This is a genomic window from Streptomyces sp. NPDC005004 (assembly GCF_053600675.1).
On record NZ_JBSGAH010000026.1, the window covers coordinates 21446 to 44273 of the forward strand.

The 22828-nt window shown below is 69.8% G+C and carries 17 protein-coding genes and 2 pseudogenes; 8 read left to right on the top strand and 11 right to left on the bottom strand.

Annotated elements, in window-relative coordinates; translation table 11 throughout:
- Positions 1 to 66: 66 nt before the first annotated feature.
- The 4 genes from ACWEEU_RS27705 to ACWEEU_RS27720 all read right to left on the bottom strand — a co-directional run bounded on the left by ACWEEU_RS27705 (position 67) and on the right by ACWEEU_RS27720 (position 6394).
- Positions 67 to 1572, bottom strand: coding sequence for a competence protein CoiA (locus ACWEEU_RS27705; protein ID WP_451735830.1), 1506 nt, complete (start codon positions 1570 to 1572; stop codon positions 67 to 69).
- A gap of 54 nt (positions 1573 to 1626) precedes the next feature.
- A complete protein-coding gene (locus ACWEEU_RS27710) occupies positions 1627 to 3651 on the bottom strand; it encodes a hypothetical protein (protein WP_451735832.1) in 2025 nt (674 codons plus the stop codon).
- 92 nt (positions 3652 to 3743) lie between these two features.
- The gene (locus ACWEEU_RS27715; RefSeq protein WP_451735835.1) at positions 3744 to 5774 is read right to left on the bottom strand and encodes a hypothetical protein; all 2031 of its coding nucleotides are present in this window, start codon (positions 5772 to 5774) and stop codon (positions 3744 to 3746) included.
- Positions 5771 to 6394 carry a hypothetical protein gene (locus tag ACWEEU_RS27720; protein WP_451735837.1) on the bottom strand — a complete coding sequence of 208 codons (624 nt, stop codon included), beginning with the start codon at positions 6392 to 6394 and terminating at the stop codon, positions 5771 to 5773. The genes ACWEEU_RS27715 and ACWEEU_RS27720 overlap by 4 nt, the downstream gene beginning before the upstream one ends.
- A 335-nt stretch (positions 6395 to 6729) precedes the next feature.
- Between ACWEEU_RS27720 and ACWEEU_RS27725 the strand changes: the two genes are divergently transcribed.
- On the top strand, positions 6730 to 7302 hold the full coding sequence (locus tag ACWEEU_RS27725) for a hypothetical protein (protein WP_451735840.1): 573 nt from the start codon (positions 6730 to 6732) through the stop codon (positions 7300 to 7302).
- A gap of 360 nt (positions 7303 to 7662) precedes the next feature.
- A complete protein-coding gene (locus ACWEEU_RS27730) occupies positions 7663 to 7818 on the top strand; it encodes a DUF6207 family protein (protein ID WP_451735842.1) in 156 nt (51 codons plus the stop codon).
- A 170-nt stretch (positions 7819 to 7988) separates the two neighbouring features.
- On the opposite strand, the gene ACWEEU_RS27735 is transcribed toward ACWEEU_RS27730, so the two are convergent.
- Positions 7989 to 8348 carry a hypothetical protein gene (locus ACWEEU_RS27735; RefSeq protein ID WP_451735845.1) on the bottom strand — a complete coding sequence of 120 codons (360 nt, stop codon included), beginning with the start codon at positions 8346 to 8348 and terminating at the stop codon, positions 7989 to 7991.
- A gap of 821 nt (positions 8349 to 9169) precedes the next feature.
- Between ACWEEU_RS27735 and ACWEEU_RS27740 the strand changes: the two genes are divergently transcribed.
- Both ACWEEU_RS27740 and ACWEEU_RS27745 read left to right on the top strand, forming a co-directional pair.
- Positions 9170 to 10138 carry a PIN domain-containing protein gene (locus ACWEEU_RS27740; protein ID WP_451735848.1) on the top strand — a complete coding sequence of 323 codons (969 nt, stop codon included), beginning with the start codon at positions 9170 to 9172 and terminating at the stop codon, positions 10136 to 10138.
- Positions 10135 to 10974 (top strand): 8-oxoguanine DNA glycosylase OGG fold protein, encoded by an 840-nt coding sequence (locus tag ACWEEU_RS27745; protein WP_451735851.1) that lies wholly within the window; start codon positions 10135 to 10137, stop codon positions 10972 to 10974. Before ACWEEU_RS27740 ends, ACWEEU_RS27745 begins: the two co-directional genes overlap by 4 nt.
- Here the strand turns inward: ACWEEU_RS27745 and ACWEEU_RS27750 are convergent.
- Positions 10946 to 11425 carry a hypothetical protein gene (locus ACWEEU_RS27750; RefSeq protein ID WP_451735854.1) on the bottom strand — a complete coding sequence of 160 codons (480 nt, stop codon included), beginning with the start codon at positions 11423 to 11425 and terminating at the stop codon, positions 10946 to 10948. The two genes, ACWEEU_RS27745 and ACWEEU_RS27750, sit on opposite strands and share 29 nt — an antisense overlap.
- A 187-nt stretch (positions 11426 to 11612) precedes the next feature.
- Between ACWEEU_RS27750 and ACWEEU_RS27755 the strand changes: the two genes are divergently transcribed.
- Positions 11613 to 12203, top strand: coding sequence for a hypothetical protein (locus ACWEEU_RS27755; RefSeq protein WP_451735857.1), 591 nt, complete (start codon positions 11613 to 11615; stop codon positions 12201 to 12203).
- 352 nt (positions 12204 to 12555) lie between these two features.
- On the opposite strand, the gene ACWEEU_RS27760 is transcribed toward ACWEEU_RS27755, so the two are convergent.
- The 4 genes and pseudogenes from ACWEEU_RS27760 to ACWEEU_RS27775 all read right to left on the bottom strand — a co-directional run bounded on the left by ACWEEU_RS27760 (position 12556) and on the right by ACWEEU_RS27775 (position 17029).
- A complete protein-coding gene (locus tag ACWEEU_RS27760) occupies positions 12556 to 14208 on the bottom strand; it encodes a hypothetical protein (RefSeq protein WP_451735860.1) in 1653 nt (550 codons plus the stop codon).
- Positions 14209 to 14573: 365 nt separating this feature from the next.
- A pseudogene (locus ACWEEU_RS27765) lies at positions 14574 to 16068 on the bottom strand (UvrD-helicase domain-containing protein).
- Positions 16069 to 16181: 113 nt separating this feature from the next.
- Positions 16182 to 16592, bottom strand: a complete 411-nt coding sequence (locus ACWEEU_RS27770) for a DUF6083 domain-containing protein (protein ID WP_451735863.1) — start codon at positions 16590 to 16592, stop codon at positions 16182 to 16184.
- Between the two features lie 173 nt (positions 16593 to 16765).
- The gene (locus ACWEEU_RS27775) at positions 16766 to 17029 is read right to left on the bottom strand and encodes a helix-turn-helix transcriptional regulator (RefSeq protein ID WP_451735865.1); all 264 of its coding nucleotides are present in this window, start codon (positions 17027 to 17029) and stop codon (positions 16766 to 16768) included.
- 173 nt (positions 17030 to 17202) lie between these two features.
- Between ACWEEU_RS27775 and ACWEEU_RS27780 the strand changes: the two genes are divergently transcribed.
- The 3 genes and pseudogenes from ACWEEU_RS27780 (at position 17203) to ACWEEU_RS27790 (ending at position 19951) form a co-directional block, all read left to right on the top strand.
- Positions 17203 to 18207 (top strand): hypothetical protein, encoded by a 1005-nt coding sequence (locus ACWEEU_RS27780; protein WP_451735868.1) that lies wholly within the window; start codon positions 17203 to 17205, stop codon positions 18205 to 18207.
- 333 nt (positions 18208 to 18540) lie between these two features.
- Positions 18541 to 19122, top strand: coding sequence for a hypothetical protein (locus ACWEEU_RS27785; RefSeq protein WP_451735871.1), 582 nt, complete (start codon positions 18541 to 18543; stop codon positions 19120 to 19122).
- A pseudogene (locus tag ACWEEU_RS27790) lies at positions 19119 to 19951 on the top strand (IS5 family transposase). Before ACWEEU_RS27785 ends, ACWEEU_RS27790 begins: the two are co-directional and overlap by 4 nt.
- A gap of 33 nt (positions 19952 to 19984) precedes the next feature.
- On the opposite strand, the gene ACWEEU_RS27795 reads toward ACWEEU_RS27790, so the two are convergent.
- Entirely contained in the window at positions 19985 to 22390 is a 2406-nt protein-coding gene (locus tag ACWEEU_RS27795) for a Helicase associated domain protein (RefSeq protein ID WP_451735874.1), read from the bottom strand.
- Positions 22391 to 22828: the final 438 nt, after the last annotated feature.

Here is a 22828-nt window from a genome sequence, read left to right on the forward strand (position 1 = left end):
AGCCTCACCCTCAGACGCGCACCTCCCCGGCCGCCCGGCTGCGCCGGACCGGGTATCGCAGGTTGTCTATTCCGGCCTGCCCGTGGCGTCGCTGGGGAGGTCGAGGTTCGTGATCCGGGTTCGCGGCGACATCACGCCGACCAGCTGACGGGCTTCTTGCTCATCACGCACCACGAGGTGCTGGAACTCCAGTTGCGGTGACAGACAGACCAGTTCGGGGCAGGGACGCACGATCCCGTACAGGGCGCGCAGCCGCCCCGTCGTGAAGAGCGGGATGCCGTAGGCGAAGCTCTCGGACACCTGCGGCCTCTCGGGAATCTCCACCCGTACCTCTTCGTCGCGCCAGGCCCGCTTGGCGACCGCAGCGAAGAGCTCGGCACGCTGGCGTGGTTGCACGTCCTGCCACCACGCCCGTGCCACCTCCACCGCCCGACCGGCCAGCTCCCTCCGCATCGCGGCCTCCTGCTCGCGCTGCCGCCGCCCTGCCTGCTCCAAGCGCCGCTGCTCCTGTGCCTGGGCGCGGCGAGTCTCTTCGTCTTCGGGATCCGGCACGGGCTGACTCTTGCGCCGCCGCTGGAGTTGCTGCCTGCGCTGGAACTCTTGCTGCTGGGCGGCGCGGCGGTCCGCGGCCGCCCGGCGGGCTCTGCCGGCCCGTTCGGCCTGCTCCTGGCGTCTGCGGTCGTGCTCGCTTTGCGCGTGCTCGGACTGGGCGGAGGTCCACCACAGGCGACGCTGCACGTAGTGGCCGAGGCCGGAGCCGCGTTGTACGGACGTGTAGTGCGGGAGACTGGCGACGGGGGTGACGCTGCCGGACAGCACCCATCTCACGAACCGCCCCAGGTCCTGCGGTTTGAACTCCCATGTCCCGGCGGCGGCGTCGAATCCACCCAGGCCGTCGACCACCCTCCAACACTGCCCGTGCTGGTCGGGGGCGCTGACCTGTACGGCCGGGACCACGTCGATCCACGGGGGTGCCTGGGGGCCCGGGGACACCCAGCACACGCCGATGCCCTCGACTGCGTAGCGGGCGGTGCGGGCCAGGATGTCCCGGTCGGTGATCGGTGAGAGCTGCGCTTCCCAGGCGATGCGCCTGCTGCCGTCGGGGGAGGACGCCATCACGTCCGCGCGCCATGCGCCGTCACCTCCCGCCACCTCCAGGGCGGCGTGCCATCCGGCGCTACGGACCGCCGAGGCCAGCTCGAGCTTGAGCATGTGGTGTTCCCACGATTCGCCGCCCAGTTCGCAGGCGCCGTCGCGGCCCGGGTCGTGGCAGAAGAACCGCACCCCTTGCGGGGAATGCTTGGCATGCACGGCCCACCCGCACCCGGGGCAGGCCAGGGGAACGCGGGGCCGCACCTTGTAGACCTGGGCCCAGCCCATCGCGCAGCCGAGATCAGGCTGGGTGGCATCCAGTCGGCCGGCATCAGGGTGCAGCGCGGTGAACGGCACGGGCTCGTGACCCCCGGGAATCTGGCGCGCAGCGCGGTGAATCCGTCGCAACAGCAGATAGCACGCGCCGCTGACACACCGGGCTGAACTGCAGATATCCCAGGGCCGCATCTCCTGCACCACCGTGCTGCGGCTGTCTGCGGAGATGGTCGCCGAAGACCGCCTGCTCCGTGCCTTCTACAGCTCGTGAGGGTCGCGTTTGTTTCCCTGGATGCGCAGCATGATCACCGTGCGGGGTCTGGGGTCGCCCGCGGGACCGGGGACCGTGCGGACGTGCACGCAGGCGGGTACTGCGGCCAGGCCGTCGGCCTTGTCGGTGAGGTCGAGGACGACGAGGAAGTTCACCGGTGGGCCGTTGACCTGGTAGGCGATGGCCTGGGGCAGGAAGGTTTTGGTGTAGGCGTCCCAGGTGGGGTTGGTCCAGTCTCGTTTGAGTTCGAGCGTGATCAGTTCGTCGTGGGGGCGCCAGGCGATGTCGACGCGTCCGGCTCCCACGTTGCCGACTTCCAGTTCGACGCGCAGGCCTTGGCCGCGGAGGAAGTCGCGCAGGTCTCTGCCCAGTTCCTTCTCGAGGGGTTTGTCTTCGTCTTTTTTGAGGCGGCGGAGGTACTTGCGGGCGTCGCCGCCGAATTTCTGGGTCTCGTTCAGTCTGAGGTCGAGGAAGCGGAGGAGGTAGATCAGGATGCGGTCGATGTCAGCGGCGAACTGGCCGGTGTAGCCGTCGGGGCACTGCTGGCGGAGTTCGGTGCGGGTTTTGCGGTAGGCGGCCGCGATGGCGGGGATCTCGTCGACGGGTTCCTGGGCCTGGCGGGCCTGCCACATGCTGGCCAGGCGTTCGGTGAGCTCAGGGGCCGTGGCGAGGAAGCCGGACAGGCGCTCGGCGTCATCGGGGTGGAGGGGGAGCCCGGCGAGTGCGGTCGCCGGGCTGTCAGCTTTTGGGCCGGGGTCTTGCCTTCCGGCTGTCAGGGCTTCGCGCAAAGCGGTGGCCTGTTCCCGCACGATCGGCGTCGTGGGGTCCTGGTCGGTCTCGGCTGTGGTGCTCAGCTCGGCGAGCCACTGGTCGAGCAGAGCCAGGCCGCCTTCACGGGCGAGCAGGCTCTGTTCCACTCGGGGGGCCAGGACGGCGTGCAGGCCGGTTGCGGCAACTGGTGCGCCAGGTGCATCGGTCGGCAGGGAGCCGTCGGTGGGGGTGAGCAGGTCGAGACTGCGGTGGGCTGCGTAGACGTCGACCAGGCTGGTGATGACTGCGGCGGCGTGCAGCCAGGCGCCTGGCCGGTCGGCGGCTTGGGCGCGGGTGAGGGTGTCGAGGAGTTGCTGCCAGGTGCCCAGGGTGTCCAGGCGGGGGGTGCGCCAGCCGGGAGGCAGGCCGAGGAGGTTCAGGCGGATGTCCAAGATCGCGTCTTGGAGCTGGCGGAGGGTGCCGGTGGAGATGGTGGCGCCTGAGCTGTAGGCGAGGAGGGCGTCGAGGGCGGCGCCGAAGCCGGCGGCGTCGGGGCGTTCCTCCGTGCAGTGGGCATCGCTGAGGTATGCGCGGGCTTTGAGGAGTTGGGGGCGGGCCTGGTCCAGGGTGTCGGTGGTGAGGGCTTGGCGCAGGGTGAGCATGCCCAGCTCGAAGGCGGCGTCGTCGGCGACGTCGTCGTGGTCGAGCAGGTCTTCCAGCAGCGGGGGGATTTCCGGGGCGGAGAAGTGTTCGGCGAGTGCGCCCGCTACGCGGACAGCGCGGGCGGCGAAGTCTTCGTCGATGCGTGACAGTTCCCTGCGCATGCGGCGTAGCCGGTCCAGGAGCCCATAGTGACTGGCGATGCCGGCCAGGGCGAGGCGGGCGCTGGCTTCCAGGGCGATGCCGCCGACGAGGTCCAGGCGGGTGCGGCTGGTGTCCAGCCAGGCGTCGGCGAGGTCCTCGCCGAGGACCTGCAGGGCGTCGGGGTGGGTGAGCAGGGCGGTGACGACGTCTTCGAGGAGCAGCGGGTCGTCGGAGACTGCGGCGGCGAGCAGGAAGTCCTGGCCGGTGCGGCTTGCCAGGGTGGGGGTGTCGCTGCAGACGAGCGTCACCAGGGCGGGCAGGTCGTCGTGGTCGAGCAGGTCGTCGCGGGCGTCGGTCAGGAGCGTGGGGCCGCCGAGGTCGGTCAGTGCAGGCGGAGGTGCGCCGGTTCGGCGGGCGTCGGCGAGGAGGCGTAGAGGGTCGCCTGAGAGGCCGGGCATCGTCTTGCCTCCTTCCGTCGGCGGACGTGTGCGGCTTGGACTCTAGGTCAGGCGCGGCCGGTGGGTGTCCTGGCGTGGCGGGTCTGGTGCGCTCACCACAGGCGCGCTCCTGGCGGGGCGAGGCGCAGCTGGCCTTCGGGGATGAGGGAGGCCACGTCCTCGCCGCGGGCGGTGGCGATGACGACTTGCAGCTCGGGCGCCATGTCGGTGAGCTTGACCAGGTCCTGCACCATGAGCTGCAGGTCTTTGCTGTCGACTTCCTCGGCTCCGGGGGAATCGACGATCAGCAGTCCGGGGTGGCGGCCGACACCGCTGCGGATGCCGTGCCGCAGCAGCGCGGTCGTGGTGACGATCTTCAGCCGCAGTTGTTCGCCTTCGGTCAGGGAGCCGTAGGAGTGCTGCTGGCCGCCTTTCCACACGGTCAGGGTGGCCCCGGTGCCCAGTTCGACGCGTTGGAGCATCTCCAGCCCCAGGGCGCGGCCCATCGTGACGATGTCCTTCTCGACGTCCTTGAGGACGTGCTTCAAGGCGGCGGTCCGGCGGGCGTGCGCGGCCTTCTCTGCGGCCTTGAGGATGGCGTTGGCCACTTCCAGCGGGGTGATGTCGACGGCTGCGTCCAGGTCGGCGAAGCGGCCGGTGCGTTCGGCGACCGCTCCCTCCAGGCGGGCCACAGCCAGTTCCACGGTGCGCCGTTCGCTGGTGCCGGGGTCCTTCAGGGCTTCCTGGAGAGCGGCCTCGGCGCGGGTGACGGCGTCGGCCGCGGTAGAGGCCTGCGTCTGGGCCGTGGCCAGGAGGCCGGCGGCTTCCTCCGCCTCCTGCTGAACGTCGGCCAGAGCGCGTCGCAGATCGTCCGCCGTCTCCGTCTCTTCGTCACCGTGAGAGTCATCGTGGTGGCCAGTGGGCTCGGGCAGGCGGGAGGTGCACAGCGAGCAGTGCCCCTCTTGCTCCCGGGCCCACTGCTCCTTGGAGACCTTCGTATCGCAGCGGGGGCAGACGGTGGGCATCAGGGTGTGGAAGAACGCCTGGGCCAGTGCTGCTTCCTGGGCGGTCTGCACGGCCTGGGCGAGGCTGTGCCGCTGTTCCTCGAGGGTGTCGTGGCGCAGACGGGCCGCCGCGAGCGCGCGTTGCGCCTCGCCGGCCGTCGCAGTGGCGGCGGCCAGCGTCCGGTAGGCCGCGCTCAGGTCGGCGGCGGCCTGTCCTTGTTCGGGCAGCGCCTCAAGGCGGGCGCGTTCGGTCTCCAGCTGCCGGGTGAGCTCGCCCAGCTGCGCGCGGCGTGCCTGGGCGTCGGCGGCGGCCCGCTGCCGGGCCGCGGACAGCTGGGCGGCGACCACCTTCTGGGCGACCGATGCCGCGACCATGGTCGCCGCCCACGGAGCACCCAGGAACAGCTCCAGCAGCCGGGTGGGCAGTGCGTTCCTGGACTCGTTGCCCAGCAGGTGCCCCAGGCCCTTGCGGTTGATGTACAGGCCGCTGGCGTAAGAGGGCCAGGACAGTTCACCGGTGACCGGCAGCGCCTCCACGTCCCCGCGGGGCTTTTGCTGGGTGCGCAGAGGCTCCAGCCCCAGGCGGTCCAGCATGAAGGCGTCCATCGACTCCTCGAACGCCTTCATGCCGTCGAACGAGGCCAGTTCGGCGCCGGTCTGTTTCGACACCACGCTGCCGGTGGGGATGCCACCGGCCACCGTCATCTCCACCACGAGCGGCTCGCCGTCGAGAAGGAATTCGGTGCGCACGCGGCGCAGCCAGCTGCGCACGTCCCGCTGCAGGCCCGCTCGGCCGCGCAGGCACCACAGGATGATCTCCAGGACGCTGGACTTGCCGGCCTCGTTCTTTCCCGTGGAGGCCAAGCACCACACGCCGGGCCCGGGCTCCCACTGGAAGCGGAAGGGGATGTCGGCCGCATCCTGCTGGCCGTCGGGAGCCGGGCGGATGCCTTCGAACTCCACCGCCGTCACCAGGATCCGGTGGGGGCGCGGGAGGGCGGTGTGCGCCCGTACCCCGTGCTCGGCGAGGACCTCGCGCACCACCTCGACCGGCTGCTGGGACGCCCCCGCGATCTCCTCCAGCCATGCTTCGACCGGGCCTGCAGCGTCGTCTTCGACCTGTGGGATGCTCCGGTTCACGCCGCCAGCCCCTCCCGTGCCAGTGCCGCCTCCAGGCGCTGCCTGACTCGGGCGGTGATCCCTGCGATGAGCCGCCCCTGCGGAGTGCCCGCATACTCCTCGTGCCCGTACTGCAGCGCTTTGAGCTGTCCCCCGGACATGCCTTCCGCCGCCATCGCTACATATGCGGCCTGCTGGTCGTACCAGGCCAGAAGCGGTTCAGTGGCGCGCAGTTCCTGCGCTCGGGCTGCGCCGGCTTCCAGCAGGTAGTAGTCGCGGCGCCGTACTTTGGCGTCGCTCACCCGGCCCGCCCGCCGGATGGCGATCAACTCCAGGTGCCGCAGCACACTCAGCGCGTTGTTCAACTGCTCGAACGCCCCGTGCTGGCCCCGCAGCATCCGGTAGGTGTGCAGCTCCGGCTCACGCTCTTCCAACACCGCCCGCGCGTCCAGGAGGCGCTGACCGGACAGACGGCCCTCTTCGCATCCAGTGATGATCACATTGGCGAGGTAGTCCGGGTTGCGTATGAGGAAGTCCAGCTTCTGCAGCTTCCGCTCGGACTGAATCACCCGCACCGCCGACTCCGGCACATCGTCCCCGGCCCGGCACGCATCCCCCAGCCGGTCCAGGATGAACAGCATTCGCACCGCTGTCTGTCCCGTGGTCGGAGCAACGATCCCGACCACCCCCTTACTCGAGACATCGCCCTACCACACGCGCCGACATCACTGTGCTGCCAGACGCATACGTGCAGTGACCATACAGGCTCAACATCGACATGGGGAGACGTTCAACAACAAGATCGAGGGCCGTGCACCTCTACATCCCGCAGACACATCGATGCGGCCAGACAGCCCCGGAGCCGACCGTCGGCCAACCGGATCTGCCGTCACTCGTTCGGGAAAGCCTCGCACTCCGCCCTGCTCAGGCCCGTAAGTTCCTCTCGTCATCCCCCACCGCGAGAGGAGACAGTTCTGTGCCTGCGCTCAGGAAAACCTCCACGTCCGTCCTGTCCGCTGCTCTCCTTGCCGCAGGTCTCACCCTCGGCACCGCCGGCCCGGCGAGCGCCGCGAGCTGCCCCTCCTCCGCGTCCCCAACGATCCCGGGCGCACGCGCCCACTGGGTGCTGGCCTGCTCGGGCAGCACCCTGAAGGTGTACGGCTGGGTCCAGGACACCCGTGTGGACGGCCGGGACGCGATCGTCGAGATCTGGCCGGATGGCCACCACTGGCGCATGGTCGACGCACGCGGCATGGGCACGCGGACCAACTTCGACTTCGAGTTCCCCGGCACGAAAAAAGGCATCGGTGACGCTGCGCCTCACCAAGTGACCGTGCCCAGACCCGGCGGCCGGGTCCTCTCCAAGAAGGGCGCGCCGCACTGCCCCATGTTGCTGGAGCGTGTCGTCAGCCGCCGTCGCGGGATCCGTCCGCCGATGCCGGTCCAGGTCGGTTCGGCCGCTTGTTCGGGTACGGCGCTGGTGAGGCCGTCGAGGTGCTGGGCAGCCTCGCGGGTGATGTCGCGGCCGGGATCGGGAGACTGCAGGTAGCGTCAGTGAAAAAGCGGCAGTCCCGGCCAGCATGCTGGCCGGGACTGCCGAAAAAGGGTTGTGATCGTGAAGGGCGGTCGCCTACGCGGCGAAAGGCTCTGCAGGGCTTCAGCCGAACGATCGTCCCTGCAGGCAATAAATGAGGCCCGGGGACACTGTCTCCTTCACCATCACGCCCTGTACAACCACACCGGCCCGGCGGGCATTCCCGGGACAGATTTCCCGCGGCCCAGCACGACTCGCGCGTGCCGCCTCCCGTCACGCGGCAGTCTCCTTGCGGCGACGCCGTCTGCCAGCGAGCACATCGATGAGCTCCTCGCGGTTCGTCTTCGACCGAATTTCCGGGGCGTCGTGCACGGCATGAGGCAGATCAATGACGCACACGTGGCGGTGCCGGGCCTGGCCGTGGTGGAGGTCGCGGCCACCGACCATGGGATGGTGCGGCCGGAGGCCGTCGCGCTGCGGGAGGCATTCGACCTCGCGGCCACCGGCCGCGGCCGAGTGGGAAGGCGGTGAACGACCTCGGCGACTGCGGCGCCGGCGTCGCCGGCCTGCTCTTTTGCTGGCTGCGCCACATGATCTCAAGCTGAGCCGCCACCAGGCCGCCACAAGCCAAGGCCGCTCTGCGAAGAGAGGGGAGAGGCCCTTGTCGCACCAGCGGAAGGAAGGCCAGGAAGATACAGCTACTAACCTCGCATCCCAGACGGCGTCGGCGGCCTGGTGAAAGTGAGCAGCCGGTCGACCTCGATGAAGTCAGGGAACAGATAGGTGCGCAGGGCAGCGGCGGGATCCCATTCCGGATCATCATGAGACTCATCCAGGTAGACGATCGTCTCGCGAGCACCGAACCCGACGAGCACGTCCAGAGCGTTGCCCAGCAGCCCCAGGCGCAAGTCCAGCCCGCAGGTGTCCGGGGCGACCGTGAGGCTGCGGATCACGCCGACCCTGCCGACAGGACGCTCCACGATGGCCTGGCCCAGCACCCGCCCACCGCGGCGGACCTCAAGACGCTTGCCGGGCGGCGCGACACTGTCCTTCAGCTCCACGTGCCCGAGGTGGGGCAAGCCTGCGACGGGAAGCTCAGCGCGCAGATACCGGCACCGCCCCAGACCGGTGAAGCCCACAGACAGTGAGGGCGGAGGCCAGCGGGAAGGCATACACGAGGCGGGCGCCGCTCCATTCCAGAGCCCGAGCGATCAAAGTCGCGGCCGCCTCGGAGCTGTCACGGCAGTGCAGCCACAAGATCAACGACGCGTCGTCGCAGGGGCGCCCGGCACAGCAGACGATGCCGCCAATGCCGCCACCGGGCGCGCACAGCACGGTAGTGACAAGCGCATCCAGCGCCGCCCACGCCGCCGGATCAGCTTCTGAGCGGCCGGCCAGCGCCTCAGCGAGCATCGAAGCGGTTCAGATCGGCTGCCCAGGCAGCCGGTCTGCCGCAAGCAACTCAAGCACCGCCGCCTCATCCGCCGCCTCATACGGACGCAGACGGGGTGATCTCAACCGGCTGAAGCTGATCACCACGCCATACCTCTCTGGCGCTTTCGGCCTTAGCCCAGCTTCCTCCCTACAGGACCGGCGACGCCAGCCTCCACCACCGTCAGTGTCACAGCCGAACGGAACGTAAAACTCACCGAGTCGGGCGCCCAGGGCAAGACCAAGGGAGCCCTCTTCGGAGCTGATCGTGCAGGGCACTAACGAGGAACCTGGCCGCAGCCCGGGGCCCGCGGCCGCGTCGGCGGCCGGCCTACCGTGTCAGCGAGCGCCTCCGCCCCCAGGGAGCGAAACTCGCATCGGACGGAAGCAACGCTGGCAGGATGGGCCGGACGGAGCGCACCGAGCCCGTCCGGGGGGAGAGAACAAGGGCATGCTGAGAGCCGGAACGACCTGCATCGACGCAATCAATTTCCTGGATAACGATCTCGTGGCCGGGAGCCTCAACGACATCTCCATCCGGATCCCTCACATGATGAAAACGGGCGCGGAAGCCGAGGCCGAGATGCGGGCCGTGCGAAAACGGTACGACGAGTGGACCTGGACGGCCGCCGAGGAGCTCAACCGGCGGTTCAGCGACCGGGAGATCGCGGGGCATCTCCGTGCGGGCCGCTACCGGGCGATCCTCACCGCGCCGTTGGACGAGGCCCGGCTGATGATGTATGTGGAACTCGCCGAGCTCCAGGACTACTTCAGATCCGTGGCCAACCGGGTGCGTGCCATGCAGGAGCGGTACGGGCGCGCCGGTGCCGTGCGGTACGCGGTGCTGGACACGAACACCACGCTGCACTTCACGCGGTTCGACAAGGTCCCCTGGCAGAAGGTGTTCGGGAAGGGCACCGCGGTCATGGTGCCGCACGTCGTGGTCGACGAGATCGACACCAAGAGCTACCAGACGGGGGACAAGAAGATCTCCCGGCGGGCGCGCGGCGTGTTCCGGTTGCTGGAGTCGGTACTGGAAGCAGGGCCCGAGAAGGCGATCGCGGACGACGGAACCCCTCTGTTCATCGCGGCCGATGAGCCTGGGCACGCCCGCCTGCCTGTGCCGGACGACGAGTTGGTGGCTGCGGCACTGCGTCTGCACCAGGCCGTCGCTCCCGCGGAGGTGGTCGTCGTCAGCCGCGACATCGGCGTACGGACCCGCGCCCGCGCCTGGGGGCTGCCTGCACGGCCCCTGACCGACACGTACCTGATCGAAGGCGGCGAACTTCGCCGACAGGAACTGGAACAGGCAGCCGCCGAGCTCGTGCCGGGCGGGGGCGTACCGCAGCAACCCGAACCCAAGGAATCCGCCGTATCCCCCCCACGGCTGGCGGCACGTCAGGCAGGGAACGGCTCGTGACCGAACAGGACGGGCAGGACGGGCAGGGTCGCCAGGAGCGTGCGGACGCGGTGGACCGCGAGATGGCCGCACGCCTGCTGCCCAACGCCGTCGTGCGAGCGCTGGGCCACTGGTGGAAGGCGAATGCGTCGGCTTACGCGGACGGAACACCCGGCGCGCACACGATCCGCTACACACCCGGCCGGTGGGCGCAGATCACTCCGTGGCCAAAGGCGCTGGCGCCCACCTCCGCAGGCGGTGACGCTGCGGTCAGCCGGGCAGAGGTGGCCTCGGCCGTCGCCGACGCGCTGCGGCGGGAGGCGTTCAGGGAGGCACTGGTCGCGACCTATGTATGGGGCAAGGGAAAGCGCGGCACTCCCGGCGGCAGCGGGCCGGCCACCCTGCATAAGATCCTGGCCTCCGACGGCCTGGACTCCACGCTGGCCACCGCAGTCACCGCACTGCGCGAGCACGGTGCACCACAGGCGTACGCCACGCTCCAGGGGCAGGTTCCCGGGCTGGGGCCGTCCTTCTTCACCAAGTTCCTCTACTTCACCGGCACCGTCGTGCAGCCCGCTCAGGGTCCGCGGCCGCTCATCCTCGACCGTGTGCTGTCCAGACGCCTGAGGTGGATGGCCGCCGCGGTCGGTCGCGAGAGCGGCCACGATGCGGATGGTTCGGTCGCCGCCTGGGTCTGGTCAGACGGGAACTGGTCCCCGCACCGCTATGGGGTCTACCTCTCCTTCATGCACGCCGCCGCCGACCAGCTGGCCGCAGATGAGGGCTGGCCATCCGGGGCGGCCCCTGACCTGCTCGAATGCGCGTTGTTCACCACCAGCTGGGAGACATCCAGCTGACGGCACGCTGTGCCGGGGCGTGTGCCGGTACGGGGCGCGGTGGAAACGGGCACCTCTCGCCTGCGCGCAGGGGGCACCGAGATCGGAGAACAGCGCGACGTCGGCGCCCGCTGCGCCCGGTGCCGTCGAGGAGCCACAGGCCGGTGGCGAAATTCTCCAGCGCGCCGCGCAGCAGCGTCCAGGGGTTCGTCGGATCGATCTCGTCGGCAGCCGTCAGACGGCGCAGCGCGTCGGCGTGAGCCAGGCCCGCGGTGTAGGAGTTCTGGATCAGGTGCGCGGCGCAGTACAGGTCCAGCGGGGCGTCGTCCGCGGCCAGGCCGCTGGTCGGTGCGGGTACAGGCAGCTGCCGGTAGGCGTGCTCACCACGGGCCTGCTCAATCGCGTGGAACAGCGGCAGACGATAGGCGCCCTGGAAGGCCTGGGACTCATGCCCAGGAACGGTAGAACGCAACGGGTGTGCGAGGTAACCGTTTTGACGCTCCCGGTCCAGGCGCGCCGGGGGGATGCGAGCGCCACGCCACAGGGCCGCTGAGGCCGAGGGCGAGGGTGCACTTCGGCGAACGCCCATGCAATCACGAGAACTTGCCTTCACTCAAGTTCGCTTGTAGTCAGTCAAAGTTTCGTGCACGCTTCGCGGCATGACTGATGAGACGCCGGAGATGTTCCAAGCTCGCTACGAGGACATCTCTGCCATCCGCTGGCCGCGGCCGGCTGACCCGCAACAAGAGGACATCGACACGTTGAACGCCAGGCACCTCGCGTGGAACGCCTGGTTTAGGAAGACGGGCAAGGCGGCACAGGAGCACGGCCCGCAACACGACGCGCTCCTGGTCGCTCTCGAAGACCTCGTCGAGATCAAGCGGGACGCCGACGAGAAGATCCGACTGCTCCTGGCCTACGGCCGGATCTTCCACCAGCCCCGCCCGCACACGCTGGAATCCCTCGGCGCGGCCGCCGGCCTCAGCCCCTCCGGCGTCAGCCGCGCCTTCGGTGCCGAGGAAGTCATGGCTGTAGCGGAACTCACAGGCAAGCGCCCGCCCGCCGTCGATGTCCAGCGCCACGACCCCGACGTCATCTCCGGTCACGCCAGCAAGAACCGCTGCACCTGGGGAGGCAGCGAGGCCAAGCCCTGCACCGAGACGCCCAAGTACGCCGTCACCGACAAGTCCGGCGCGAAGTGGGCCTGCTGCGACAAGCACCTGCCTGGTTACCTGCGCTCCCGCGTCTGAGCCGCATGGTCACGACGGCCGCCATGCGCCCCTGTAGTCGGGGTGTTCGTCCTACAGCCCAGCGAACACCCGGGCAGCAGGCACTCGTCTCCGTCGACCCGGCACATCAGCCTTGGCGTCACTTGTCCTGCCGGCGGCGGGCAGAACCGACCGGACGGCGAGGGCAATGAGCGTGGCGCAGAGCACGGAAACGTGCTCGGCGAAATCCGTCGCCGCCCGCGGTCCGCGCTGTATTCAAATGTCGCAAGCGTGCGCCCGGAGATCCTCGATCAGCCACTGCACTGAACGCCACCGGACCAGCGCCTCCGCCACGCTGGACAGCCAGTGGCTGTGAAGCCTTACCCGGCGGCCGTCAGATGGGAAAGTCGGTGCCGAGGTAGCGGCGTGGCGGGTGGTTGCGGTCAAGACGCATGCGGATCTCGGCCTGGCCCTCGTGTTCCATCTGCCTCCTGGCTTCAGCAAGGTTCAGGACCTTGTCTACAGTTACGACCTCGATGCAGGGGCCGAGGGGAATCGAGTTCTTGCCGATGGTGAAGATCATGGACTCGTACGCGGCTGCCAGCAGGAAGTGGTCCATGCCTGCAGCCCGGTCGAGAACGTCGCGGTGGATAGCCGTCACGGAGACGGTGGTGGCACGCATGAGGACTTCCTCACCACGCATCAGTGCCAAGACCTCTTTGACGTCCCGGGCATCGCGCAGGGTGAAGTCCTCGGGAACCGGGAAGAACTGGGCCGCCCGCTCCTGAAGCGCGGCGAGATCCGAAAAGGCGTCCGCCCATGCCAGGGCCTCGCCTTCGTCCCAGCCGACTGGCACGGGCTCCTTGGCGATGACACTGCTCATCCGTTCCTCTTGTGCGCCGGCCATCACAAGGTCAAGCGTCCGCCCTGGAGTTGCCGCTGCGAGCAAGCGCAGCGCGGGGACTACCGCCTGCGGCAGGAAGTTCTCCGGCGGGTCGACGGTTAGCTGCATCCTCCCCAACTGCTGGAGCATGTCGTATCGCACCCGCAACCGGATGCAGCCGAGAAGGTCCTGACCGAACAGCGTGCCCCCGTCGGACCCGTGGATGCGCTTGTCAAAACGTACGGGTAGAGACATCAGCGGCATTCCCGAACCAGCATGCGCGACGAGCAACTGTCCCTGGACCGGTGGCTTAATGTCCTCCTGGAGTGAAGCGATGCGTATGGCGGCAAGCTTGACGGTGCCGTCGATGCCCAGCTCAGCAGGAGCGCTGACCGTCATGGATCCCAGGTTGGCCGCGGACAGAGTGACCTCGCCGCCGAACCGCATCGCTTCCTCGAACTGCTGCTGACGTGCCTGATCCTCGGGATCGTCAATCCGGAATCTCACCTGTCCGGTGAACTCGATCGCGGTCCCGGCATCATCCGGTGACTGCTTAGGCGTCAGCTCGACTACGGTCGCCCCGGCGGGGCCGCTGGAGACGCGAACTCCATAGTGGGGCGACAGCTCTTGACTTCGGCGGTACAACGCCTCGTACCGCTCTACCAGGTCAGGGATTCCACGCAGTAGGCAGTCTCGCTCGGCACGGGCTTCAGCGATCCTGTCCAGGATGTAGCTGTCGCTGTTGTGCAAGGCGTACCGCACAAGATCGTCCTGCGCGGCGAAGTGGGTGTCTAGCCAACTGCGGCCACGCCACTGGCGCACGAAGGGGAACTCGGCCCGCAGTCCATCGAACCAGCGTTGCTCGGCGGGATTCGGGTCGATGGGCACCACAAGGTCCCAGTGATCGGGCTGGGACCTTGCCGTCGACACCAAGGATCGCTGCACCTGGTCTCGGCGGCTCTTGGTCATACGGCCGGTGAAGGACTTCACCTCGTAGTTGATCAGTTGGTTGGCTTCGCTGTACTCGAACAGGTCGCGTCCGCCGTCGCCGCCTGTCCCGTCAACCGCCTGCGCACGCGGATAGAGCCGAAGGAGCAGCAGCGTCACCAGGCACTCGCAGACCTTCGGCTTCTTCGCCAGCTCTTCCCAGGGCACTTCCACCATGCCGCAACGGTAGAGGCAGGGACCGACAACCATCCCTGCCCCAATTACGCCGCACCCATTGCCGTCTACCGGCCGAGCCGGAACTGGCGCCCCTCCAGGTGTTGCCGCTTCCGGACGTCACGCGCCCGTACGGCTCACCCTCGGTGCAGCGCGGCGCGAAAGCCGGCCGTACTTCGGCAAGCGCTTCCTCGATATAAGGGGCTACGACATATGCGGTGGAGTCACTCCACGCGACCCGCATCCGGATGTCCTGGACGGGCTCGTCGGCCTGGTCGTGCAGGCCCGTCCGGCAGTGAGTCGGAACTGGTGGCGGCCTCCGGCTTCGCGGGGGACGCCCTCCGGAGGGATGGCGAAGCCCCGGTCGGCTACACGTAGCGGGCGCGGGACGCTGGCCTGGCGGGCTCTGTGGCGCTGTCGGAGCCGTCACGTACCTCGGACAGCCCCCCGAGGTCCAGGTGGTGGCGGGCACGGGTGATGGCTACGTAGGCGAGGCGGGCTTCAGCGTCGTCGACCGGCCTGGTCGGCGCGGGTGAGCCGGCCAGGCCGGCCTGTGCGTCCTGCGGCTGGGCGAAGTCGCCGGCAATCAGCACGCGGGGCCACTCGCGTCCCTTTGCCCTGTGCGCGGTGGACACCGTCACATGGGCGTGCTGTTCCGGGGACAGGCGGGCCACGGCGGCGAGGATGGTGTCGGCGCCGTGGGCGTCGACGAGGTTGACCAGCGGTTGAAGGTCTCGTCCGGCCGGGTCGTGCGAGGCGTAGTCCTGCAGGTCGCCCCAGCAGGGGAAGAGGACCAGTTCGGGGTGGTGGGTGCGGCGGCCTTCTTTCAGGTCGCGGGCTGCCTCGGCCAGGGCGCGCAGGCTGTCTCCGCCTCCTACGAGGGCGACTCGACGTCCTGCAGCCATCAGCGCGATGACCTGGGCCATGGCTCCGACGTTCGTGCGGCACAGCACGGCGTCGGGGTGGTCGACAGCCCCGATCTCGGTCGGTACCTCGGGCGTGCCGGTGAGCCGGATCGGGGCGTCGGCCAGGTGCAGCCAGCGGTTGGCCTCGTCGGCGAGGCGGGGTCCGAAGCGGAAGGACTGCGACAGGGTGGACTGGGTGCCCTCGAAGCCGGCCATGACGTCTTTGGCGCCGCGCCAGTGGTAGATGGCCTGGGCGGAGTCGCCGACCATGACGAGCTGGGCGTGACGGCGCTGGGCGAGGAAGATCTGCTCGACGACTGGGTCGGTGTCCTGCCTCGTCCAGGAGCAGGTAGTCGGCGTCGAGGCTGGGGCGGGTGAGGGCCCAGATCTTCAGGTAGTGGTCGTGTTCGAAGCGGACGCATCCGTCGTGCGTGTCCTGCAGGTCGTTCCATGCCTTGTGGGCGACGGGGACGATGTGGGCGGCGAGTTCTCGGTGCGACTCCTTGTCTTCCAGGCCGCGCAGCCGCGGCACGTGCTGGAAGGCGATGGTGTCGTCGGGGGCGTGGCAGAAGCGGCTGACAGTGCGCAGCAGGGCGTTGGACAGGGCCCGTTGGGAGATTTCTCGCTCGCCGATGCGGATGCCTTTGGCGAGGCCGAGGGCCTTTCCGGTCTGCCAGGCCGGTCGGCGGGGCGCGTTCAGGCGGTGGCTGTAGCGGTGGCCGATGGCGGCGTAGGCCAGGGAGTGGGTGGTCTTGCACTGGACGGTGCGGGGGAAGCGCGCGGCGGCGTCCTGGGCGACGGCGCGGTTGTAGGCGAGGTAGCGGCCGCGGCGCTTGGTGTTCCGGGCGAGCAGGGCCAGCGTGGTGGTCTTGCCGGTGCCGGCTCCGGCTTGGAGGGCGAGGTGTTCGCTGGCTCGGAAGGCGTCGGCTGCGGCGGCCTGTTCGTCGGTGGGCTTCATGGCGGTAGAGGTCCTCGGGATGTCGGGGGCGGCGGGGAGGGCGGGTGGGCGGTCCTTGGCGTGCCTCCGCCTAGGGAGCGCCCCCCGGGGGGACGGACCGGGGTGGGCAGGCTTCAGGCGGGGCGGGAGGGCTTGGACATGCCTCGGCGCTGTGCAGGTCGAGCGCATGGAGAAGGCGCCGGGTACCCGGGGCAGCGGCAGCCCGTCGGCGCGGTGGTGGAGGGCCGCCGGGGGCGCAGGAGTGCGTGAGGGGTGCGGCACCGTGCGCTGCCGCCGCCGTGGGGGCGGGCGGTGCCGCGCCTGACGTGCAGCCGAGGGGCCGGCGGCGTGTCTGCGGCGGCCACTTCAACAGGGTGCGGGGCGACCGGACGGCCGTCGTCGCGTGGCCACCGGTTGCCGCGACAACGGCAGGGACGGGGCTGTGCTACCCACAGCACGCTGCCGGGAGTGGTCTGCGGGGGGCAGTGGAGAGGCCGATGGCCGCCGTCGCGGTGGCGGTCGGCGCGGGGGACGTGGGGGTGCATGACGGTGACCGTGCCAGGTGCCGCGCCGGTGCCGGGCGGAGGGCTCCGTCGAGGTCACGCGATCGGGCCAGGCGTCGGGAACGTGTGCGCGGGAGGCAGTCTGGACGTTCGAGGTCTCCTCGCCTGTGCGGGTGATTCCCTCTGACGCGTGGTCGGCTTCGGCGCGGCCGGGTTCAAGCCGATGCGGCGCCTGGGGCGGGGTGCCCTTCACACAGGGTGGCGAGGAGGCGCTCGAGGGGGACGTCGAAGGTGTGAGCCAGCCTGTGCCAGGTGGTGAGGCTCCCGGCGGTGCGGCCGTGTTCGAGGTCGATGAGGGTGCGCCGGGAGAGGCCGGTGCGTTCGGCCAGTTCGTCGAAGGTCCATCCGCGCTCGCCCCGCAGCCGTGCGAGTACGACTCGCAGGGCAGTGAAGTCGGGGTCGGGCGGGATGATCGTCACCCCACCATCGGAAGGTGCAGGTATCTGCCCTGTCCGTGCAGATACCTGCACTATTTGTCCTGCGGGCGCGACCTGCGGCAGGGCAGGGATCTGCACTACGGTGCCCGCTGCCCGGGACGCCCGCTGAGCAGGTCCCCGCCCTCGGGCACGAAAGACGGGAGGATGTCCGGCCGATGAGGCTCGCTGACGCCGCAGTACGGCGCATCTGGATGGTGGAGCTGCGTCCGCAGCCGGGCGGATGCGCCCTCGTCTGCGTCCGCTGCCATGCCCATACGCCGCTCCCGGCAGCTTCCGCGAGGTCGGCGGCCCTGAAGCATTTGGCTTGCCACGCCCGAGGCGACGCGCTGCCCTCGTACTTGCGCACCTGCCAGTGCCGCGCCCAGGGCTGTCTGTGGCATCCGCGCCACCGAGGGTGCGCCGGCCCGGTCCGGCTCACCCTCACCCGTGACCGCGGCGGCCGCCTCTGGCGGCTGGCCGACGCCTGCGGGGCCTGCTCGGCCGCCACCGGCGACACGGCTGTCGTCCCGGACACGCTGCTCGCTCCTCCACCGCTAGTCGCTCCCGCGCCCGCGACGGCGCGTGAACCGCGGCAGCCGGGCGCGGACGAATGCCGGCGCGTGCGGGAGATGCTCACCTACCTGGCCGCCGTGCTCCCGCGTGCCGCCTCTCCCGCTGCCAGGCTGCTCGCCCTGCAGTGCGCGCTGCGCGCCGACGCGCGTGGGCTGGTGCGGATGCCCGCAGGATTGCTGCGCTCCATGCGCCTACGCGGCCGTCCGGAAGTGTGGGACGAACTCGTCCAGGAGAACTGGCTGCGACCGCCGGACCTGCGGTCGGCGCCCGTTGAAGTGCAGGTACTCGACCCCGCGGTTCAGGACCAGGCCCCCAGCCGCGTCGCGCGCCGCCGCGCCGGCCACTGGGCGCTCAGCCCCTACCCGCTGAGCCTTCGCCGCGACACGTCCCCTGCGATGCGGCTGGTCGCGCTCGCCCTCGCAGCACACCTGTCCCCCGGCCCCGCGCACACCGTGGAGATGGACGTGCTCAGCCGACTGTGCGGCCACTCCCCCCAGCAGACAGCCGAGTTGCTGGACCGGCTGGTCGCCGCGCGCACACTCGCCTCCTGGCGTCCCGACCTAGACACCGGCGAAGTGACCTGGACACCGAGCCGCTGCACGCCGTAGCCCGGAGAACCGGCTGCAGGGGGCCAGCTGCGCAGCCTCATCGACCGGGACTGCGGGCTCTGTCGCAATGCCCAACAACGGCGTGGCGAACCTGGTCGGCGCGTTTTTGCGGCTTGGCCCGCTGCAGAGTCCGGCTCTGGCGCTGCCTGCTCAGCCGCCGGTACTGGCTTTACTGATCGTTTCAGAATGACTTGTGATGGCTCGGGTGCAGGTGTGGTCTGACATCCGTAGGGGATGTGGAGTCCCCCATCCACGGGGCGCGCCGCTGCCGGATACGGGCAGGCTGTTCGCCCCGGCGCTGACACGTCAGCGTCACTCGTTATCGTCCAGGTCATGACCTCAAGTGATCGTCTGCTCGACCTGATCCAGAACACCCCAGAGATCGATCTACTGCTGCGGTCATCGTTCGGCTTCGACATCCATCGGAAGCACTATGGCGAGGGTTTGAGGCTTGCCTCGGGTGCGCCCCTGGAGGTGATCGCCGGGGAGTCCGCCGGTGGGGCGTATTTCCTGTGTGCCGAGCAGAACGGTCGCCGGCCGGTGGTGTTCGCGAGTTCCGAAGGGGAAGGCGGGCTGCTCGCCGATGACCTGGCGGACGCGTTGGAGATCATCATGGGGCTGGAGTGGCACGACTGCCTCTCGTTCTCGGGCGGTGGCGATGTGGAGGTCATGCAGATCTCCGCTCAACATCTTGAGCGGACTCGTGACAAGTACAACCCGGACATCGACAACGAAGCTGCCCAGGTGGCCGCAGCCCTGTCGCTGCGCATCCTGCCTGTCACTGACCTCGTCATCCGGTTGCAAGCAGCCGCCTCGAAGACCGAACCGGACTACGTCGTGACCGACGAGGACGGACAGGCGTTCGATCCCCTGTTCGGCGAGCACCTGGAGCCTCGCCATGGCGGCTGGCGCTGAACCCGGCCGACCGCTGCCGTCGGTCGGATCGACACCGACTCCTCGGACTAGCTCCGCTTCTGCCGGCCCGGCCTGCCCGACGCCATCTCACCCAGGACGACTACCGGTACCGGACCGCATCGCACTGGCCGGCATCGTCTACGTGCTGCGCAAAGGAGTGGCCTGTCGCGATGTGCCCAGCCAGGTCGTCGGTTGTTCAGGGATGACCGCCTGGCGTCGGCTCCGGGACTGGACTGAGGTCGGCGTCTGGCCCCGCTTGCATGAGGTACTGCTGGCCGAGCTGCGAGAGGCCGGCCTGCTGGAGATGGACGACGCCGCGATTGACGGTTCCCACGTCAGGGCGTTGAAAGGGGGGCTCACGTTGGCCCTTCGACGGTCGATCGAGGCAGGCCGGGTAGCAAGCATCACTTGATCGTCGACCGGCACGGCACCCCGCTCGCCATCACGCTGAGCGGCGGCAACCGCCACGACGTCACCCAGCTCCTGCCGCTCCCGGACGCGATCCCGCCCGTCCGCGGCCTGCGCGGCAGGCCCCGCCGACGCCCCCGCAGACTCTTAGCCGGCCGCGGCTACGACTACGACAACTACCGGCGCACCCTCCGCCGCCGCGGTATCACCCCGAAGTTCGCCCGTCGCCGCGTCGCACACGGCTCCGGCCTCGGCAAGACCCGCTGGGTGGTCGAGCGGACCTTCGCCTGGCTCCACCCAGTTCAAGCGACTGCGGATCCGCTACGAGATACGCGCCGACCTCCACCTGGGCCTGCTCCAACTCGCCTGCAGCATCATCGCCTGCGACGACTCCGAACCTCATTCTGAAACGATCAGTTAGTTCGGTAAGTCGGCAGCACAGTGCTGCGTCCGGTCAAGTGAAGGCGGGGGCGGGGTTGTCGGCAGTCCAGTCGCCGTCGAAGAGGGCGGCGACGAGGCGTTCATGTTCTGCGTCGAGCAGGCCGGCCCGTTGCTTGGTGCGGGCCTTGGCGAACCAGGGGCCGATCTTGACGGTGTCGCCATCGACGGTGATCGCCTCGCGGGCGGTGGGGGCGCGCCGTTCGCGGTGGAGGAAGAGCTCAAGGATCTGGACGGTCTCCGGAAAGGTCCTTCGATTCGAGGAACGGGGGGTCAGGCCGCCGGTGTCCGGGGTTAGGCCGACGGCGGCCATGAGGCGGTGCTGGCCTGCCCTGAGGTTTTTCCAGTTGGTGAGCTGGCGGGTGGCCCAGCTGCCGATCCCCGTGCCGCCCGCGGTGGTGTCGGGGGTAAGGGGCCGGCCGGACTCGAGGTGCCGGCGCAGCAGGTGGTACTTGCGGTGCCAATCCGGGCCGTGAGGCAGCCGCCAGTCGGGGTCGATGGCGGTGAGATCGGCCGCGCGGTCGGCGTCGAGGCGGTCATGCCCGGCGAGGGAGCGTTGTTCTGCGAGCCAGCCGCCCAGGGGGGTGGTGGCGGGTGCGGCGAGGTGGCCGTGCGCCCGGTGGTAGTCGGCGGCCTGGGTGAGACGGGCGCGCCATGCGGCGGCGTGCTTGTCCCAGACCATGCCGAGCGCGTCGAGTTTGGCGGCCCAGTCCGGCTCGAGGCGGCCGGCGGAGGCGGCCTCGCGCATCGTGGTGATGAAGCGGCCGAGCTCGAAGCCGGCCGGGTCGGTGTGGGCGGCGGGGACGTCGAGGTGTCCGTAGGCGTCGTGGAACGCCTGGGCGGAGGCGAGGCCTTCACGGCGGGCGCGGGTCAGCGCACGGCGGGGGTCGAGCGCGATGAGGTCCATGGCCCGGGCGATGCGCTCGGGGTGGATCGTGTAGTCGAAATGCCAGCGGTGCTGGATGAGGCGGCTGGTCTCGGCGGTGAGGCGGTTGGTCTTGTCGGGGAGGCGTTCGAGGATGCGGTGGTCGTGGCTGGCCAGGGCGGTGGTGATGGCCCAGACCGGCTCGTAAGGGGTGCCGAGGATGTTCTCGGGGTCGTCGCCGGGCGGAATGTAGACGGGGACGATGAGGCTGGCGGTCTTACCGGAGACGTCCAGGCGCAGGGCGCGGCCGAGGCCCTGGACGCAGCGGGTGATGCTGCTGGTGGGGTCGGCGAAGACGACGGCGTCGACGCTGGGGATGTCGACGCCCTCGGCGATCACCTTGGCGTTGGCGAGGATCGCGCGCGGTGAGGCGGCGAAGCGGGCGAGGGTGTCCGCGCGTTCGTCGGCGGTGTGCTCGCCGTGGACGAAGAAGACCTCCGGGTCCAGGCCGGGGAAGCAGTCGGGGTCGGCCTTGCGGAGGCGGCGCAGGGTGTGGGGCAGCTCGCGGGCGAAGCGGATGGAGTCCTCGACGAGGTGGAAGAAGACCAGGACCCGGCGCATGGAGTGCTTGGCCATGGCGTTCAGGACGGCGAGGTGGAGCGCGGTGGTGCGCAGCGCGTCCCCCGGTTCCGAACCCGCGCCTGCGGCTGCACCGGGTGCGGGGAGGTTGAGGCGGGCGCGCAGCTCGGTGTTGGTGACGGTGGGGACCACGATCCGGTAGTCCGCGGCCACGCCATCGGCGATCGCCTGCGCCAGGGGGTACTCGAAGACCTTCTTCCCGTAGACGGCCTCGTTGTCCATGCTGTTGGCCGCCGCGTCCGCCTCTGGCACGTGCGCGGGGCGGGGCCTGCGGCGAGCGGTGCTGGCGGAGTCCGCCAGGTCGGGGGCGGCGAAGCTGCGTGGGGTGGCCGTCATGTAGAGGCGACGGTCGGCGCGGATCCGTACCGCGTCATTGACGGCGGCCCATTTCTTGTCCGCACGGCCGGCGACGCGGTGCGCCTCGTCCATGACCGCGAGGTCGAACGAGGGCACTGCATGGCGGGTGTACTGGGTGCCTTCTATCTTGTCGAGGGAGTCGTAGGTGCAGATCACCGTGAGCGCGGGGATCTGGTCGTCCCCCTCCCCCACTACCGACATGAGCGCGGCCAGCGCCTCGGGGCTGCTGGTCGAGCCCACCCGGCGGGCGGCCAGGGCGTCATGTCCTGCGGCGTCCATCGACGACACGACCACCATGTGCTCCAGGTGGCCGTCGCGGCGCCAGGCAAGCGCGGTCTGCGCGGCCAGGTCCAGGGTGGGCACGACGACCAGCACCAGACGCGCGCCGAGCTCGTCCGCGGCCCTGACCGACACCAGCGTCTTGCCCGTCCCTGTCGCCGCGACGTACAGCGCACGCGAGCCCGGCCGGCGCAGGTGCCGTACGACCGCCCCCAGCCCCCGCACCTGGTCCGGGCGCAGGTCAGGGCGGCGGGAGAGGGAGGAGTCGACCGGGGGAACCATGCGGGACATCATGCCGCACAGGCCCCAATCCGCAGACGTGCTCTTGAAGGGCTGGGCAGGCAGGCCCAGTGCGCGACTCGGTCAACGGTGCGCGGCCGGAAGCCGGTTCAGCACCGGGAGGAACGGGGGCCGCCGCTCCCCCGCACGGCAGCTCTGCGCAGAGAACGGTAGGTGGCACGGGGGCTATCAGCGAAGGCACCAGGCACACAGCGGTCAGTGCCGGGGTCGACGACCCTTGGCGCCGGTACCCGTTGCAGCTCCCGGCGCAGCAGCTGGTGTGCGGAGGCCGGAGGCGGCGCTGTCGTGGCGGTGTCTGACTGAGCCCCCTCTGTCCCTGGTGTGGAGATGGTGATAGGAACGTCTCGGTTTGGGGCTCCACTTGATGCGCGACCGGGGGATCAATGAGCACATCGGGGTGGTCGTCCGCGTTCCACGCTG